Consider the following 17,395-nt stretch of genomic DNA (forward strand, 5'->3'; position numbering starts at 1 on the left):
GGGCGCGCTTAACGGACGGCCTTCACGTCGGTGACGGCCACCGTCTGCTTGGGCGGCGCGGCGCCGAAGCCCTGCTCCAGCAACTCGGCGACCTCGCGGTCGCGGGACGCGGCGGTGGTGCCGCCCAGCACGACGGCGACCAGACGCTGGCCGTTGCGGCTGGCGCTGCCGGCGAGGTTGAAGCCGCTGAGGTTGATGAAGCCCGTCTTGATGCCGTCGTAGCCCTCGACCCGGCCGAGCAGCCGGTTGTGGCCGGGCACCACCGTGCCGTTCCAGTCGAAGCGCGTGCGCGAGAAATAGGCGTATTCCCGCGCCGGGCGGGCCACGATGGCGCGCGACAGGCGGGCCATGTCGCGGGCGGTGGTGCGCTGCTCCTTGTGCGGCAGGCCGGAGGCGTTGCGGAAGGTGGTGCTGGCCATGCCCAGCGCCTGCGCCTTGGCCGTCATCATCTCGGCGAACTGCTCCTCGCTGCCGCCCAGCGCCTCCGCCAGCACGACGGCGACGTCGTTGGCCGACTTCACGGTCAGGGCGAGGATCGCGTCCTCCACCCGGATGGTCGAACCGACGGCGAGGTTCAGGCGCGACGGCTTCTGGTTGGTGGCGTGGCGCGACACCGGCAGTTCCTGGTCCAGCCGCAGCGTGCCGCGCTCCAGCGCCTCGAAGGTCAGGAGCAGGGTCATCATCTTGGTCAGCGACGCCGGGTAGGTCAGCGTATCGGCGTTCTCCGAATCGAGGACCCGACCCGACTGCGCGTCCATCAGCACATAGGCGTGGACCGGACGGAAGACGGCGGCACCCGCCACGGTGCCGGCGGCGGCCCCGGCGGCGACCCGGCCCGCGCGGCGCGCCTTGCCGGTGCGATGGACGGCGGCCTTGCGAACGGTGGCCTTGTGGGTGGCCGATTTGTGGACGGCGGCCTTGTGCACGGTCCGGACGGCGGCGGGCTTCGCTGCCGTCTTGGACGCAGCGGCCTTCTGGGGCGCGGCCTTGGCGGCCGATTTGGCGGTGGGCTTGGGCGCCTGCTTGTGCACCGTCTCCTGGGCCGCCTTGGCGAGGGCATCCGCAGGGTTGACGGCGACAGGCGTGGCGACGGCCAGGGACAGAAGCAGCGGCAGGACGAAACCGTACGGCGAACGCGGCATGATGGCGACCGGATGGAGAGATGGTCGCCTCCTGTACCCTGAAAGCGGTTAACAAAAAATGTGTCGAATCTCTGGCGCCTTGTGTGATTTTGCGGTTCCGGCGTGAGCGTCGCCGTTTACCAAATCGGCTGATACCAATCGATCATCCACGGCTCCGCCATTGCCTGTGTCGCAGCGGCAACTCTGCTGTGCACATTGTGGCACAGAAGCATCATCCGGCGCGATGTCACTTGTGCCGCGCCGCCGCGGGCGTCAGATGTCTTATGCCGAAAGGGCGCTGGTTCCCGCGTGTCGTCCGTGCGACCTCACGTATGGACAGAGCCTTTCGTTAGCCGTCTGTTCATCGCCGCGTGGGATGCTTCGATTATGCTGACGACCATTCGCACCTGCGCCCGGCCCGCCCTCGGAGCGAGGGTGGCCGCGTGCCTCCTCGCCGGGCTGCTCGCCCTGCCCGCGCAGGCCGCGCCGTCCACCGCTTCGGGCACCTCCACGGGCCGGGATGTCGTGGGAACCTGGATCGCGCGGATCGACCAGCGCGCCGCCGAACTGGAGGCCATGCCCCGCGTGCAGCAAACGCGCGTCGGTTACGGCTCCGTCCTGAAAAAGGGCGACGGCGGCATGGTCGACGTGGTGGCCCCCGGCCCCGTCCGTCCGTCCGACGTGCCGGAGGGCACCGCCCCCGCCGCCGGGACCGCGCCGACGGTCGTCGTGACCCCGCCCGCCGAGCCGATCCCGCAGGCCGATCCGTCGGCGACGCCCGGCAATGTCCTCAGCGGAACGGCGACGCCCGGCACGGTGGTGGAGGTGCTGCCCCCGCCCCCGGCCCTGACCATCCAGGTGCGGGCGCGCACCGCCGACCGCATCGGCCGCCTGTCCACCCGGCTGATCGAGCTGGGCTTCCTGAACCAGGAACAGTGGACGGAGACCTTCGACGACACCCTCGAAGTGGCGGTCCGCGCCTTCCAGCTGTCCGAAGGGCTGATGCAGGACGGCAAGGTCGGCGAGGTCACGCGCCAGGCGCTCGACCGCACGCCGAAGGAGGCCGCCAAGCTGATGCGCGGCGCCACCGCGTCGATGCGCGCCTTCCAGGCGTCGGTTCCGGACACGGTGATCCTGGTCAACCTGCCCAGCCAGACCGTGACCTACATCGAACGCGGCAAGCTGAACTTCACCATGCGCGCCGTGGTCGGACGCCCGTCGCGCCAGACCCCGCTGCTCCAGGACCGCGTCACCAGCGTGACGATCAACCCCACCTGGACCGTGCCGCCGACCGTTCTGGTCGAGGACAAGCTGCCGGTCCTGCGCAAGAAGGGCAACACCGGCATCAAGGACGCCGTCGTCTATCTGGACGGGGTCGAGGTGGTGCCGGAAAGCATCAACTGGTGGCAGGTCACGCCGGAGCGCATCCGCATCGTCCAGAAGCCCGGCGACGACAACGCCCTCGGCCGCTTCCGGTTCAACCTGACCAACGGCGACGGCATCTTCCTGCACGGCACCAACGACCCGCGGCTGTTCGAGCGCGACCTGCGCGCCGCCAGTTCCGGCTGCGTGCGGCTGGCCGACGCGCGGATGGTCGCGGAGACGCTGCTGCGCCCCGCCAAGCTCGACTCCGCGGCGATCGAGCGTCAGCTCGACAGCGGCAAGACCAAGACGGTCTCCCTGCCCAACGCCGTCCCGGTCCGCTTCGTCTACTGGACCTCCACGGTGGAGACGGACGGCACCGTGCGGGTGCATCCGGGCATCTACGACGACGTGCCGACCAGCCCCTCCGCGCCGTCGTCGGCGACCCAGGCCCCGGCCGCCGTGGGGACCGTCTCGGCTCCGCGGCGGGTCGAGCAGAAGCCCGTCCGCCCGACCCCGGCCGCCGCCCCGCAGCCGGCTCCGGCGCCCGCCCAGTCCTCCTCCACGGCCACCCCGGCCCGCGCCGCCGACACGCGCAGCGGTGCCGAGGCCGTCCGCACGGCGATGTGACGCCACCGCGCCGGGTTTCAGACTTAGCCGAACGTGAAAAAGGCGCCGTCTCGACGGCGCCTTTTTTCGTACCCATCTTTCCTTGTGGCGGCGCCCCATCCCGCGCCGCGGCGGAGGTGTGCGATGATCCCCTTCCCGGCTTCGGCGCGGCTGTGCGCGCTGCTCCTGCCCGTCCTTCTGATGACTCCGGCTCCGGCGTTCGCCGGTGGCTGGCATGGAGGGAATTTCTTCGGCTTCAGCATTTCGCTGCCGCTGGCCTTCGGCTTTCCGCCCCCCGTCTATGTTCCACCGCCGCCCGTGGTCTATGTGCCGGTTCCCCAGCCCGTTCCGGCGGCGCCGCTGGCCACCCGGACCTCCCCCACCTATCTCGGCCCCGGCGGTCGCTATTGCCGCGATTTCCAGATGCCGGGAGTCGTCGGCGGACGCCCCGCGACGCTTGTCGGGACCGCCTGTCTGGACCCGGATGGCCAGTGGCGGGTGATCGGTTGAGGACAGGAGCGGAGGGCAGGCATCTCTATCCGCAATATCGGGATATCCCCAGAAGCTGTGGGTAACTCTGTGAGCGAATCCGGGAGCAACCTGTGAGCATGGCCGTGAATCAGCGGTCCCGAACAAAATGCCTAAATTTCAGGCACAACTGATGAAGCGGAAACGCCCGGCTTTTGTGGGTTTTACCGGTTCCAGGCAAGTCGGCAAAAACAAAAAAGCAACATTTGCAGAGTCAAGGACGCCGTTCAGGCGAATGTGCATAACTCGGGCTAACCCGGACCATTGGCCCTACCCACCGTTACGACTTGATCATGGAGGAACCGCCGGGGCTCACACGCACAGGCGGGCCAGAAGATCGGCCAGCCGGTGCCGTTCGTCCGCGGACAGACGCCCGGTCAGTTCGGCCTCCGCCTGCGCGATGGCCGGCCCCGCCGCCTCGACCACCCGTCGCCCGCTGTCGGCCAGCCGGACGAGGTTGCGGCGGCGGTCGAGGCTGTCGGGGCTGCGCAGGAGATAGCCGCGGTCGATCAGCCGCACCACCACCCCCTGCATGGTGGCGGGGTCCATCGCGATGCTGCGCCCCAGATCGATCTGCGACATCGGCCCGTGCTGGTGCAGCGCCGCCAGCGCCGCCCATTGCGGCGCTGTCAGGTTGAACCCGGTCAGCGCCTCGCTCAGCATGGCGGTGGCGCGCTGGTGAACCCGCCGAATGCGGCTGTGAATGGACTCGGCGGGGACGGTGCAGAGGGCGACGTCGCAACCCTCCTTGCTACCGCCATCATCGTTGTCGGCCATTTCGGTCGGGAAAACCATGAACGCGACGGCCTCGTGTCAATGAACGACACGTTGGCCTTTAACACCGATCTGTGTCGGTTGTGTTTCAGGAGCGGCTTACGACATTACCGATCTGAAATACGATAAAAGTCGAGTTCACTCCGCCGCCTGACGGATCGGTGACGCGGCTGCGTCGCGGGTCTCCTGCCGCTCCAGATCAATGAGCTCCACCATCCGGCGCTCCACGGCGACCAGATATTCACGGGTTTCCAACCCACGGCATTCCCGGCTGTGTCGGCGCAGCAAAGTGATGGCCTGATAGGAGGGCCTGAGGTTCCACGGCATGATCGGCTCACGCGGACAGACGGTGGCGGGGGCTCCAATTACAATTGAGAAATATTACGGGAATGCGAGCGGCGCCATGAAAATTTATCGTTGCGCACGGCTGCCTGGATTGCTCGGGACGGTTACGTCCACCGCCGCCACAACGCATGCTGCGCACGCTTGATCGCCGGAGCGGATGGCTTTGGGAGAAGCGGTTCGCATGGACACGACCGCCACGTTGACGGTGGACACCTGTGATCCAACCGCCCTGCGCCTCGTCATCGCCCCCTGCGCTGCGCCTTGGCCGTCCTCCGTCTCGGACGCCGCTGAGGAAGGGGACCGCCGCCGAAGCAAAATGGAGTTATCCAGTCCGTTAATCGTTGCATCTCCGCCCCCGTGTGGCATGAACGCGCTGTGGAGTTTGAAGAACATCCACCAACGACGGCCCTGTTTCGGCTGCCACCCATGACCGTTTGGGCCATCCGGGTGCGAGGATGGCCGGTCTCCTTCATCAGATCTCCTTGGCAATGCCCCATTATCTGCGTCTGTTTCTTTTGATCGTGGTCGCCGTGGTGCCGCTTGCGGCGCTCCAGTTCATGACGCAGCACAGCCTGCGGCAGGATCGGGAGAACGAGGTGCGCAATGATACCCTGCGCCTTCTTGACCTGCTGGACGCCGAACAGTTGCGAATCGCCGCGGAGGCGCGGCAAGTGCTGGCCACGATCGTCGAATCGGGCGTGCCGCTGGCGGGGCCGCCGTCCTGCCAGCAGACCATGGACCGGCTGCGTGCCCGCTATCCCGCCTATCTGTCGGTCGAGGTGGCCGACCGGCAGGGTCGCGTGTGGTGCGCGACCGACCCGGTCTCGCTGGGCGTGGATCTCGGCGGCATCCGCACTTTCCAGAGCGCGCTGGCCACCGGCGCCCTGACGGTGGGCGAGTACGGGCTGCGCTATCCCAACCAGCGCCCCATCCTGCCCTTCCGGCTGGCCTATCCGGCGTCGGACGGCGTGCCGGGCAGTCCCGCGGGCGGCGTGGTGACGGTTCTTCTCGACGCCCGCTGGCTGGAGGAGAATCTGGGCAGCCGCCCCTTGCCACCGGGCATGGAAATGGTGATCGCCGACCGCCAGGGCCATGCGGTGGCGCGCCTGCCGGAGGCCCCCGAGGCCATCGGGCAGCCCCTGCCCACGGCCATGCTTCAGGCCATGCGGGCGGCGCGTGGGACACGGTCGGCGGCCGCCTTCGAGAGCGGAGGAACGGAACGGATGGTGGTCTCCGCCCCCCTGGAGACCGGCACCGGCGAATCGATGATCGCCATCGGGATCGACCGGGACGCCGCGATGCGTCCGGTCCGGGACGCCATGCTCCTTTCGCTGGCGCTGTTCGGCGGGGTGCTTCTGCTCACCTGCCTGGGCGCCGCCTGGGGCATGCGGCAATTCCTGCGCGTCCGGGAACGGATGCTGGAAACGGTGGTCGAGAAGGCCTCGGTCCTGGAGAGCACGACGGACGCCGTGGCCGAACTCGACCGGTCCTGGCGGGTGGTCTTCGTCAACGAACGGGCGCGGACCCTGCTCCCCGACTCCGGAGACGCCGTCGGCCGGAACGGGCGTCAGGCATTCGCGGAACTGATGTCCGGCGACTCCGGACGCACCCTGCAACAGGCCATGGAAAACCGTGAGCCGGTGGAGTTCGAGACGCAGGGGCCGCGCAGCGGCATCTGGTTCGCCGTCCGCGCCTTCCCGTCGCGCAAGGGTCTGGCTCTCTACTTCCGGGACGCCACCGAGCGCCGGCACCTGGAGGACGAGCGCACGCTCCTGACCCGGCAGCTTGAGGCGGAGCGCGGCCTGCTGACGGCCATTCTCGACCATCTGCCCTCGGGGCTGCTGGTGGCGGAAGCGCCGAGCGGGCGGATCGTCAAGGTCAACGACACCGCGCTCCATCTGCTCGGCGGCCCACCGCCGCCCGTCACCGGCTGCGGCTGCGACGGCACGCGGTCCTGCAGCGGCGGCGCCTGCTTCGGCGAAGGACGCTGCCCGCTGTCCCGCGCGCTGCGGAACGGCGAGACGGTGGAGCAGGAGGACCTGCCCTACACCCGGCCCGACGGAACCGCCATGACCCTGTCGGTCAGCGCCACGCCGGTCCGCGGCGCTGATGGGCGGGTGATCTTGGCGATCTGCACCCTGCGCGACGTCGGGGAACGCAAGGCGATGGAACAGGCGCTCCAGCGCGCCAAGGACGAGGCCGACGAGGCCAACCGCGCCAAATCGAAGTTCCTCGCCGCCGCCAGCCACGACCTGCGCCAGCCGATGCAGTCCATGTTCCTGTTCACCGGCATCCTGCACCGCTTCATCAGCGACGAGCAGGGACAGCGCAGCCTGGAGATGCTGGAGCGCGGCCTGGACACGCTGAAAGGACTGCTGGACAGCCTGCTGGACGTGTCGCGGCTGGACGCCGGAGCGGTCGATCCGCGCGTGGAGCCCTTCGCCCTGAACAGCCTGCTGGACGAGATCGCCGCCTCCTACGCGCCGATCCTGGAAAGCAAGAAGCTGGCCTTCCGCATCGTCCAGGACCATGCGACGACGGTGCTCAGCGACCGTGTCCTGCTGGGCCGCATGATGCGCAATCTGCTGGAGAACGCGGTCAAGTACACGGAGCGCGGCGCGGTGCAGATCGCCGTCCGCCCGCTGGACGGCAAGACGCAGGACGGCAAGACGCGGGGCGGTCGGGTGCGGATCGAGGTCAGCGACACCGGGATCGGCATCCCGTCCGACCAGTTGACCCGGATCTTCGCCGAGTTCCATCAGATCAACAACCCGGAGCGCGACCGGGCGCGCGGGCTCGGGCTCGGGCTCGCCATCGTGCAGCGGCTCTCGGCGATCCTCGACCATCCGGTGGAGGTGAAATCCCAGCCGGGCCGCGGGTCCGTCTTCGCCGTCACCGTCCCGTTGGCCGAGGTGGAAACGCCGACGGCTCCGCCGCCGATGGCCGCCTCCGTCTTCACCGGCGGCGGCGAGGCCCCGCACGTCCTGCTGGTGGACGACGACGCCATCGTCCTGCTGGGACTGCGCGACATGTTCCGCGAATGGGGATACGAAGTGCGGATCGCCGGCTCCACCGACGAGGCAGTGGCGAAGATCGAGGCGGACGGACGCATGCCCGACGTGATGCTGGTCGATTACCGCCTGCGCGAGGGGCGCGTCGGGACGGAGGCCGTGGTCCGCGTCCGTGCCATGGCCGGATGGGACGTGCCCGCGATGATCCTGACCGGGGAAGCCGGCCCGGAATGCGAGACGGACGCCGCCGCGCATGGGCTGGAGGTGGTCCGCAAGCCGGTGACGCCGCGCCAACTCCGGCGCGTTCTGGACCGCGCCATGGCGAAGCGGGCGAAGGCGGCGGAGGCCATGACCGGCGCGCAGGGCGAGCGCCTCCCCCTGTAGAGGGCCGGGCCACCGGCCCCAAGAAAGTGGCCCGCCGTCCGAACGAACGGCGGGCTCTTGAGGTGCAAAACAGGGAGGCACACGCCCTTGGGGCAAGGCTGAAGATAGCAGCCACGCCCTCCCCGCGCGAAAGGGGGAAAGTCGTAGCGCCCCGCACGCCCGGAGTGCACCGAAGGGAATGAACGCCCTACCCCGGAAAAAACGCCCTTTCGAACGATTTCGCTTGAGCACCAGCGGCGGCACGGCTATATCAGCGCTCCCGCGTCACCCCGAGGGCGCGGGACAAAGAGCAGACGATGCGCTTGTGGCGGAATTGGTAGACGCGCTAGGTTCAGGTCCTAGTGGCTGAAAGGCCGTGGGGGTTCGAGTCCCTCCAAGCGCACCAACACTTCTTGTGTTGGTCTGATCATAAGTGGGGCCATAGCTCAGCTGGGAGAGCGCTACAATGGCATTGTAGAGGTCAGGAGTTCGATCCTCCTTGGCTCCACCATCATGAAGCCAGCAACCTGGACGGGTTGCTGGCTTTTTCCATTCGGCCTCAACGCCACAGCAAGGTTCGACGAGACCGCGCGCGCCCGGACACCCCACGGGGGGCTTGAAGGCGACCGGGCTTGCGCGGTCTTCCATAACCCCGCCGTCGGATGGCAGGGCTGGTCACACCGGTTGGGAACGGGGCGGGGGAATCGCATGGGGCCAAGCCCTCGTCATCCCCGCCCGTGCCTCACGCCCGCCCGACGCTGTGGCCGGCACCGCGTCCGCGGCGGCCGCGCGCGGCAGGCGCATCCACCACATCCACATCCTCGCCAAGGGCCGGACCGCCGGCACCATCGGCTTGGTCGGCGCAGCGTTCGGCCAGTTCCCGGATCGCACCGCGGATCTCCGGATCGCGGATGTTCTGGAAGTAGCGGGCGAGCATGAGCGCCTCGCGGGAGCGCAGAGTGCCCTCCGACTCCTCCGTCTGGGGGCTGGCGGTGCCCGCCTCCTGGGCGGCGTGGCGTTCTTCGAGACCTTCGAAGAACACGGAAACCGGAACCCGGAAGAACTGCGCCAGCTTGAACAGCCGGCTTGCCGAAACCCGGTTGAAGCCACGCTCGTATTTCTGAAGCTGCTGGAAGGTCAGCCCCAGAGCCGACGCAACGTCGCTCTGACTCAGACCGGCGAGCATGCGCAACTCGCGCAGGCGCTGTCCGACGAACACATCGACCTCATTGAGGCCTTCCTTCTTTTCGCGTCCACGTCTTTTCACGGCATTCCCCCATCGGCAACGGTGGCAAAGCCCATGTCGCGCGAAGCAACATTCGGTTTTGCGTTGGAAAGATTCTGACGTGCTTGTGCCACGATCTTTTTGGTATCGGACAAGCGACCATTGCAACTCAGCTATGTCGTCGGTGTCGCAAAGTCAACCACCGTTGCGGGATTTACTACCTACGTCCAAACAAACCACAGAATAAGAATGGGTATATGCTCGCAATCCATTCGTTCTTTCGGGGTAATTTTTAATTGTCGGCTTCGGAAACGATCCGCCCACCGCGCTCTTTTAGCGAGCCCGATCCCCATTCCTCGCCCTACAGTCGGCAAAGAAGCGTTGCCGGCGCGCATCGGTAGGCACAATTTGCCGGGCACTGGGCAATTTCTGCCCACGGATTAACACTCTCTTCATCAAGACAGCCCAGCATGCACGGGAAAGCAGAGACCGGCGCGGTTTTTGCAGATTTCTTTTTTGCGTCTGCGAAATCAAGAACTTCCCGGACATCCACCGGGGCATCCGATCGGGGACTGGCGCGTGAACAACCTTCTGCAGACCTTGCGCAACCTGGGTCCCGCGCGCCTGGCCGCCATCGGCGGCGTCGGCCTGCTTTTGATCGGATTCTTCGTCTATCTGATGACGCGCCTCTCCACCCCGGAGATGGAGCTTCTCTACGCCGAACTCCAGCCCACCGAGGCCGCCGCCATCGCCAAGAAGCTGGAGGAGGCGAAGGTCCCCTTCACAGTGGACAAGACCGGCACGAAGATCATGGTCGCCGCCGAGCAGGTCGGGCCGACCCGCATGCGGATGGCCGCCGCCGGCCTGCCGTCGGGCGGCTCGATCGGCTACGAGCTGTTCGACAAGGGCGAAGGCTTCGGCGCCACCAGCTTCATGCAGAACATCAACCACCTGCGCGCCCTCGAAGGCGAGATGGCGCGCACGGTGCAGACGCTGAACGGCGTGCAGAGCGCCCGCGTCCATCTGGTGCTGCCCAAGCGCGAGCTGTTCGCCCGACAGCAGAACCCGGCGACGGCCAGCATCTTCATAAAGCTGCGCCCCGGCGCCCAGCTGTCGCGCGAGAACATCCAGGCGATCCAGCACCTGATCGCCGCCTCGGTGCCGAACCTCGACCCCAGCCGCATCTCCATCGTCGACGACAAGGGCACCCTGCTCGCCCGCGGCACCGGCAACGACAGCGCGGACGCCATGCTGGCCTCCGCGGAGGAGAAGAAGGTCGCCTACGAGAGCCGCGTCGCCCGCATCATCGAGGATCTGCTGGGCCGCACCGTCGGCTACGGCAAGGTGCGGGCGGAGGTGTCGGCCGACCTCGACTTCGACCGCATCACGACCCAGTCGGAAATCTTCGATCCGGAAAGCCAGGTCGTCCGCTCCACCCAGACGGTGACCGAGGCGAACGAGAGCCACGACCGCGACCCGCTGTCGCCGGTCACCGTGGACCAGAATCTGCCGACCGCGCAGTCGGGCAACAACGCCGGGCCGATCTCGCAGAACAAGCAGAACCGCAGCGAAGAGACGATCAACTACGAGATCAGCCGGACCACCAAGAACCACGTCCGCGAATCCGGGCAGGTCCGCCGCCTGTCGGTCGCGGTTCTGGTCGACGGCACCTACAGCCTGCCCAAGGACGGCAACCCGGCGGCCTACCAGCCGCGGCCGGAGCAGGAGCTTGAGAGCATCAAGGCGCTCGTCCGCTCCGCCGTCGGCCTCGACGCCGTGCGCGGCGACACGCTGGAAGTCATCAACATGCGCTTCTGGTCGCCGGAAGACGACATCCAGAAGCCGGAGGAGCTGTTCCTCGGCATGACCAAGGACGACCTGTTCCGCATCGCGGAGATGGTCGTGCTGGGCATCGTCGCTGTGCTGATCATCCTGCTGGTCATCCGCCCACTGATCACCCGTGCCTTCGAGAAGGCCGACCAGCAGGAGGAGGACGACATGGACCGCCTGCTGGCCGACCAGGGCGGCATGCCCGCCGCGCTGGCCGCGCCGACCGGCGCGCTGGCCCAGGATCTCGCCCTGGAGGCCGCCCAGGCCGACGAGGAGCTGGAGCAGATGATCGACATCAACCGCGTCGAAGGCCGCGTCCGCGCTTCCTCGCTGCGCAAGGTGGGCGAGATCGTGGAGAAGCATCCGGAGGAAGCGGTGTCGATCCTGCGCAACTGGCTGTATCAGGAGAGCTGACGCGATGAGTTCGGTCCGCAAGTTCCTGTTCGACGAGTCCTTCGACGTGGACGCGCCGCCGCGCCGCCAGCTCCAGGCCGACGACGACTATTTCGACAACATTCCCCTGCCGGAACCGGAGCCCGAACCGGAGCCGGAGCTGCCGCCCGAGCCGCCGCCCCCGGTGTTCGGCGAGGCCGATCTGGCCGCCGCCCGCGCCGAGGGCTATGCCGAGGGCGAGACCGCCGGAAAATCGGTGGGCTACGGCAAGGGGTTCGTGGACGGCAACAACGCCGGCCGCAAGGACGGCTACGAGCAGGCCCGCGTCGAGATCGAGGCGACGGTGCAGGCGCGGATCGCCAACGCGCTGGAAACCGTCGGCAACGGCGTGCAGCATCTGCTGAACGAGCATTACGCGACCAGCGCCCAGCGGGCCGACCAGCCCGTGCACATCGCGCTGGCCATCGTCCGCAAGCTGATGCCGGAACTGGCGCGGCGCGGCGGGCTGATGGAGGTGGAAGGGCTGGTCCGCGCCTGCCTGACCGACCTGATCGACGAGCCGCGCCTGGTGGTGCGCGTCGCCGACGACACGGTGGACGCGGTGCGCGAGCATCTCGACCAGGTGATCGCGGCCCGCGGCTTCGGCGCCAAGCTGATGGTGGTCGGCGATTCCGCGCTGGCGCCGGGAAGCTGCCGGATCGAATGGGCCGAAGGCGGGGTGGAGCGCGACACCGCCGGCCTGCTCGTCCAGATCGAACGGCGGATGGCCGGCCTGCTGGAGGCGCCGCCGGGCTGACGCCCCGGCGGACCGATGGCGGCGAACAGGATTTTTTTGAGGTTCTAAGGGCTTCTGGAGACTTCGATGGCCAAGGACAGCTTCTCCCTCGACGAGTTGGACGGCGGCGGCCGCAGCGACATTGCGGAGTATGAGACCGGCCTGGGTCCGGCCAAGGATCTGGAAGCGGTCTACGACATCCCCGTCCAGATCTCCGCCGTGCTCGGCAAATCGACCATGCAGGTCAGCCAGCTGCTCAAGCTCGGGCGCGGCGCGGTGGTGGAGCTGGACCGCAAGGTCGGCGAGGCCATCGACATCTACGTGAACAACCGTCTGGTCGCCCGCGGCGAGGTCGTGGTGGTGGAAGACCGGCTGGGCATCACCATGACCGAAATCATCAAGTCGGACCGCGGATGAGCCTCACACGAGACAGCGCCGAATCGTCCCGCCGGGGCGGGCGTTCGGCCCGCCCGCGCGGCGGGGTGGACATGGCGACGCTGGTCGGCCTGGCCGCCGCCGCCGTGGTCATCTTCGTCGCCATGGCGTCGGGCGGCAGTTTGCGCGCCTTCGTCGACCCGCCGTCGCTCATCATCGTGCTGGGCGGCACGCTGGCGGTCACCACCGCCTCCTTCTCGCTGTCCGACGTGGCCATCGCGTGGCGCGACGCCGGGGCGGTGCTGATCCACCGGACCAGCGACCCGCGCGGCGTGGCCCGGCAGGTGCTGCTGCTCGCCGAGGCGGCGCGGCGCGCGCCGGAGACGCTGCGCAACGTCCTGCCGGAGCTGAAGCACGAGTCCTTCCTGCACCGCTCGGTCACGCTGGTGGCCGAGGGGCTGCCGCCCGATGACATCGAGCGGATGCTGATCGGCGAGGTCGAGGCGTCGGGCGCCGGCAAGGTCAAGAGCGCCGGCGTGCTGCGCCGCGCGTCGGAGGTGGCGCCGGCCATGGGGCTGATCGGCACGCTGGTCGGCCTCGTCCAGATGCTGGGCAGTCTGAACGACCCGTCGAGCATCGGCCCGGCGATGGCGCTGGCCCTGCTGACCACCTTCTACGGGGCGGTGCTCGGCAACGTCGCGCTGGCGCCGCTGGCCGCCAAGGTGGAGCGGACGGCGGAAGAGGACGCGCTCGTCAAGACTCTCTACACCATCGGCGCGGTATCCATCGCGCGTCAGGAAAATCCGCGGCGTCTGGAGATGCTCCTGAACGCCGTTCTTCCGCCTGGAAAGCGGATTCAGTACTTCGACCGGGACTCCGACCGGGGTTCTCCGAGGGGAGCGTAAGATGCGTCTGCTGATCGTTGGAACGTTGGAAGGGTACATCACCGCCGCTGGCAAGATCGCCATGCAGCGCGGGGCGAAGGTGTCCCACACCGACAGCATCGCGGGCGCCCTGAACGCCCTGCGCGCGGCGGCGGGGGCGGACCTCGTGATGATCGACGTCAAACTCGACATCGCGACCTTCATCGAAAGCCTGAAGGCGGAACGGATCACCATTCCCGTGGTGGCCTGCGGCATCGGCACCGACGCGGCGGCGGCGGTGAAGGCGATCCGCGCCGGCGCGAAGGAATACATCCCCCTGCCCCCCGACGCGGAACTGATCGCCGCCGTGCTGGAAGCGGTGGCGGAGGAAAGCCACGCCATCGTCTGCCAGGACCCGGCCATGCTGGCGACCCTGCGGCTGGCGGACCAGGTGGCGCCCAGCGACGCCTCCGTGCTGATCACCGGCGAGAGCGGCACCGGCAAGGAGCTGATGGCCCGCTACATCCACCGCAAGAGCCGGCGCTCCGACGCGCCCTTCGTCGCGGTGAACTGCGCGGCCATCCCGGAGAACCTGCTGGAATCGGAGCTGTTCGGCCATGAGAAGGGCGCCTTCACCGGCGCCGTCGCCCGCCGGCTGGGCCGCTTCGAGGAGGCCAACGGCGGCACCCTGCTGCTCGACGAGCTGTCGGAGATGCACCCGCGGCTCCAGGCCAAGCTGCTGCGCGCCATCCAGGAGAAGGAGATCGACCGCATCGGCTCGTCCCAGCCGGTGAAGGTCAACGTCCGCCTGATCGCCACCTCCAACCGCAACCTGGAGAACGAGGTCCGCGCCGGCAACTTCCGCGAGGACCTCTATTTCCGCCTGAACGTCTTCAGCGTCGCCATCCCGTCCCTGCGCGAACGGCCGGCCGACATCCCGATGATCGCCGACCATTTCCTGAAGAAATACGCGCAGGCCAACGGGCTGGGCGAGAAGCGGCTGTCGGACGACGCGCTGCTGATGCTGCGCGCCCACCACTGGCGCGGCAACGTGCGCGAGCTGGAAAACACCATGCACCGCGCCGTGCTGCTCTCCAAGGCGGAGACGGTGGGGCCGGACGCGATCATGCTGACCAGCCAGATGCTCGCCCCGGAAGGCTCGGCGCAGGCGTCGATCCCGACCAATTCGCCGGTCGCCAACCCCTTCGCCGGACCGGGCGGCACGGTGCCGCAGGCGCCGCGCGGCTATGGGCAGCCGGCGCCCGGCTACCCGACCTCCTACGCACCGCCTCCGGGCCACGCCGCGGGAGCGGCGGCCTACGGCAACGCCGGGGCATCGTCCTACGGCAATGCCGGAGCGGCGCCCGGCGCCCCGGCCGTCCAGGGCCTCGTCGGGCGCACGGTGGCCGAGGTCGAGCGCGACCTGATCATCGGCACGCTGTCGCACTGCCTGGGCAACCGCACCCACGCGGCGAACATCCTGGGCATCTCGATCCGCACGCTGCGCAACAAGCTGAAGCAGTACAGCGAGGAGGGCGTGCCGGTGCCGCCGCCGGGCAGCGAGGAACGGGCGGCCTACTGATCCGCTGATCGGGGGAAAGGCGGAGGAGCGGCGGCATGGCACTGACCGAACACAATCCGGGCGCGCGAGCGGGCGGCGGCAACATGTCCGCGCTGACCGACATGGTGGCCGTCGCCAAGGGGGCGCTGAAGCGCGGCGACATCGTGATGGCGGCCGGCATCATGCTGATCGTCGTCGGGCTGATCCTGCCGCTGCCGCCGATGCTGCTCGACATGATGCTCGGGCTGAACGTCACCATCTCGATCCTGATCCTGATGGTGGTGTTGTTCATCGAAAAGCCGCTGGAGCTGTCGTCCTACCCAACCATCCTGCTCATCACGACGCTGCTGCGCCTGTCGCTGAACATGGCGTCGACCCGCCTGATCCTGACCCAGGGGCATGAGGGCACGGCGGCGGCGGGCCATGTGATCGAGGCCTTCGCCGGCTTCGTCATGGGCGGCGACTTCATCATCGGCGTGATCGTCTACGCGATCCTGACGATCGTGAACTTCAAGGTGATCACCGCCGGTTCGGGCCGCATCGCCGAAGTGGCGGCGCGCTTCACCCTGGACGCCATGCCCGGCAAGCAGATGGCCATCGACGCCGACCTGTCCGCCGGCATGATCGACGAGACCACCGCCCGCGCCAAGCGCAAGGAGCTGGAGGACGAAAGCGCCTTCTTCGGCTCCATGGACGGTGCGTCGAAGTTCGTGAAGGGCGACGCCGTCGCCGGCCTGATGATCATGTTCATCAACATCATCGGCGGCGTGTCGCTGGCGGTCCTGCGCTACGACATGCCGATCATGCAGGCGCTGGACACCTTCACCAAGCTGACCATCGGCGACGGCCTCGTCTCGCAGATCCCGGCGCTGGTCATCTCCATCTCCGCCGGCTTCCTGGTTTCGAAGGCTGGCACCGGCGGCTCCACCGACAAGGCGGTGGTCGGCCAGCTCACCAACCATGTCAGCGCGCTGGGCCTGTCGGCGGGTGCCATCGGCCTTCTGGCCCTGATGCCGGGCATGCCGATGCTGCCCTTCCTGCCGGTGGTCGCCGCCGTCGGGGCCGCCGCCTGGTATCTGCCGAAGATGCGCGCGAAGAAGGAGGCGGAGGAGGCGGAAGCCGCCGCCGCCGAGGCCGCGGGCATGGGCGGGCCGGGCGGCGGGGCCGCCCCGGTGGCCGACGAGCCGATCGCCACGGCGCTGGCCATCGACCTGATCCGGCTGGAGCTGGGCTACGGCCTGCTGTCGCTGATCAACCAGCCGCAGGCGGGCAGCCACCGGCTGACCGACCAGATCAAGGGGCTGCGCCGCCAGATCGCCGGCGAGGTCGGATTCGTCATGCCCGCCGTGCGCATCCAGGACAACCTCCAGCTTCCGCCCAACGCCTACATCATCCGCGTCAAGGAGATCGAGGCGGGGCGCGGCGACATCCGCCCGAACATGCTGCTGGTCATGGACCCGCGCGGCGAGGCGATGAGCCTGCCGGGCGAGCAGACGGTGGAGCCGACCTTCGGCCTGCCGGCCATCTGGATCGAGCCGGGCTACCGCGAGGAGGCTCTGTTCAAGGGCTACACGGTGGTCGACCCGTCCACGGTCATCACCACGCACCTGACCGAACTCATCAAGGACAACATGCCGGAGCTGCTGTCCTTCACCGAGACTCAGAAGCTGCTGGACGAGCTGGACAAGGAGCACCAGAAGCTGATCGCCGACGTGGTGCCGGCGCAGATCACTGTGGGCGGATTGCAACGGGTGTTGCAGAACCTGCTTGCAGAACGGGTTTCGGTACGCGATCTTGCGACCATTCTGGAGGGCGTGTCCGAAGCGGCAAGCCAAACCCGCAGCATCACGCAGATCACCGAGCATGTGCGCACGCGCCTGGCGCGGCAGATCTGCGACGCGAACATCAACGAGATGGGAGTCATCCCGCTCGTCACCCTGTCCCCCGAATGGGAGCAGGCGTTCGCGGAATCGCTGGTGGGCGATGGCGACGACCGGCAACTGACGATGGCGCCGAGCCGGCTTCAGCAATTCATCACTTCGGTCCGCCAAACCTTCGAGCGACACGCCATGATGGGCGAGACCCCCGTCCTGTTGACCAGCCCCCTGATCCGTCCCTTCGTCCGCTCGATCGTCGAGCGGTTCCGGCCGGCCACCGTGGTGATGTCGCAGAACGAGATCCACCCCAAGGCGCGGATCAAGACCCTGGGGCAGATCTGATGCAGGCCATGACGAACCAGTGTGACGGGCGGGGAGCGGGC

13 protein-coding genes and 2 tRNA genes are annotated in these 17,395 nt (G+C 68.2%); 11 read left to right on the plus strand and 4 right to left on the minus strand.

Annotated features, from left to right (window positions below; all coding sequences use genetic code 11):
* Positions 1-8: 8 nt before the first annotated feature.
* A complete protein-coding gene (locus FHW79_RS18515) occupies positions 9-1,142 on the minus strand; it encodes a D-alanyl-D-alanine carboxypeptidase family protein (protein WP_183180316.1) in 1,134 nt (377 codons plus the stop codon).
* A 366-nt stretch (positions 1,143-1,508) separates the two neighbouring features.
* Here FHW79_RS18515 and FHW79_RS18520 point away from each other — a divergent pair, with 366 nt between their 5' ends.
* Positions 1,509-3,113: a L,D-transpeptidase family protein gene (locus FHW79_RS18520; RefSeq protein ID WP_183180317.1), complete on the plus strand. Its 1,605-nt coding sequence runs from the start codon at positions 1,509-1,511 to the stop codon at positions 3,111-3,113.
* Between the two features lie 123 nt (positions 3,114-3,236).
* Positions 3,237-3,602 (plus strand): hypothetical protein, encoded by a 366-nt coding sequence (locus FHW79_RS18525; protein ID WP_183180318.1) that lies wholly within the window; start codon positions 3,237-3,239, stop codon positions 3,600-3,602.
* Between the two features lie 330 nt (positions 3,603-3,932).
* Here the strand turns inward: FHW79_RS18525 and FHW79_RS18530 are convergent, their stop codons facing one another.
* Both FHW79_RS18530 and FHW79_RS18535 read right to left on the minus strand, forming a co-directional pair.
* Positions 3,933-4,415 carry a MarR family transcriptional regulator gene (locus FHW79_RS18530; protein ID WP_183180319.1) on the minus strand — a complete coding sequence of 161 codons (483 nt, stop codon included), beginning with the start codon at positions 4,413-4,415 and terminating at the stop codon, positions 3,933-3,935.
* Between the two features lie 117 nt (positions 4,416-4,532).
* Positions 4,533-4,721: a hypothetical protein gene (locus FHW79_RS18535; protein WP_183180320.1), complete on the minus strand. Its 189-nt coding sequence runs from the start codon at positions 4,719-4,721 to the stop codon at positions 4,533-4,535.
* Positions 4,722-5,227: 506 nt separating this feature from the next.
* Here FHW79_RS18535 and FHW79_RS18540 point away from each other — a divergent pair.
* From FHW79_RS18540 to FHW79_RS18550, 3 genes are all read left to right on the plus strand, one after another.
* On the plus strand, positions 5,228-8,134 hold the full coding sequence (locus FHW79_RS18540) for an ATP-binding protein (protein ID WP_183180321.1): 2,907 nt from the start codon (positions 5,228-5,230) through the stop codon (positions 8,132-8,134).
* Positions 8,135-8,432: 298 nt separating this feature from the next.
* Positions 8,433-8,519 (plus strand) — tRNA-Leu (locus tag FHW79_RS18545).
* Positions 8,520-8,548: 29 nt separating this feature from the next.
* Positions 8,549-8,624, plus strand: a tRNA-Ala gene (locus FHW79_RS18550).
* A gap of 231 nt (positions 8,625-8,855) precedes the next feature.
* On the opposite strand, the gene FHW79_RS18555 is transcribed toward FHW79_RS18550, so the two are convergent.
* Entirely contained in the window at positions 8,856-9,332 is a 477-nt protein-coding gene (locus FHW79_RS18555; RefSeq protein WP_348984215.1) for a helix-turn-helix transcriptional regulator, read from the minus strand.
* A gap of 585 nt (positions 9,333-9,917) precedes the next feature.
* Here FHW79_RS18555 and fliF point away from each other — a divergent pair.
* From fliF to flhA, 6 genes are all read left to right on the plus strand, one after another.
* Positions 9,918-11,582 (plus strand): flagellar basal-body MS-ring/collar protein FliF, encoded by a 1,665-nt coding sequence (gene fliF / locus FHW79_RS18560; protein ID WP_183180323.1) that lies wholly within the window; start codon positions 9,918-9,920, stop codon positions 11,580-11,582.
* A 4-nt stretch (positions 11,583-11,586) separates the two neighbouring features.
* On the plus strand, positions 11,587-12,357 hold the full coding sequence (locus tag FHW79_RS18565) for a FliH/SctL family protein (protein ID WP_183180324.1): 771 nt from the start codon (positions 11,587-11,589) through the stop codon (positions 12,355-12,357).
* Positions 12,358-12,423: 66 nt separating this feature from the next.
* A complete protein-coding gene (gene fliN / locus FHW79_RS18570) occupies positions 12,424-12,753 on the plus strand; it encodes a flagellar motor switch protein FliN (RefSeq protein WP_014198330.1) in 330 nt (109 codons plus the stop codon).
* A complete protein-coding gene (locus FHW79_RS18575; RefSeq protein WP_114858039.1) occupies positions 12,750-13,616 on the plus strand; it encodes a MotA/TolQ/ExbB proton channel family protein in 867 nt (288 codons plus the stop codon). Before fliN ends, FHW79_RS18575 begins: the two co-directional genes overlap by 4 nt.
* A 1-nt stretch (position 13,617) precedes the next feature.
* Positions 13,618-15,156, plus strand: a complete 1,539-nt coding sequence (locus FHW79_RS18580) for a sigma-54 dependent transcriptional regulator (protein ID WP_183180325.1) — start codon at positions 13,618-13,620, stop codon at positions 15,154-15,156.
* Between the two features lie 35 nt (positions 15,157-15,191).
* On the plus strand, positions 15,192-17,354 hold the full coding sequence (gene flhA, locus FHW79_RS18585) for a flagellar biosynthesis protein FlhA (protein ID WP_183180326.1): 2,163 nt from the start codon (positions 15,192-15,194) through the stop codon (positions 17,352-17,354).
* The last annotated feature ends 41 nt before the right edge of the window (positions 17,355-17,395 follow it).

It is taken from the genome of Azospirillum sp. OGB3 (assembly GCF_014192915.1).
Classification (GTDB): Bacteria; Pseudomonadota; Alphaproteobacteria; order Azospirillales; family Azospirillaceae; genus Azospirillum.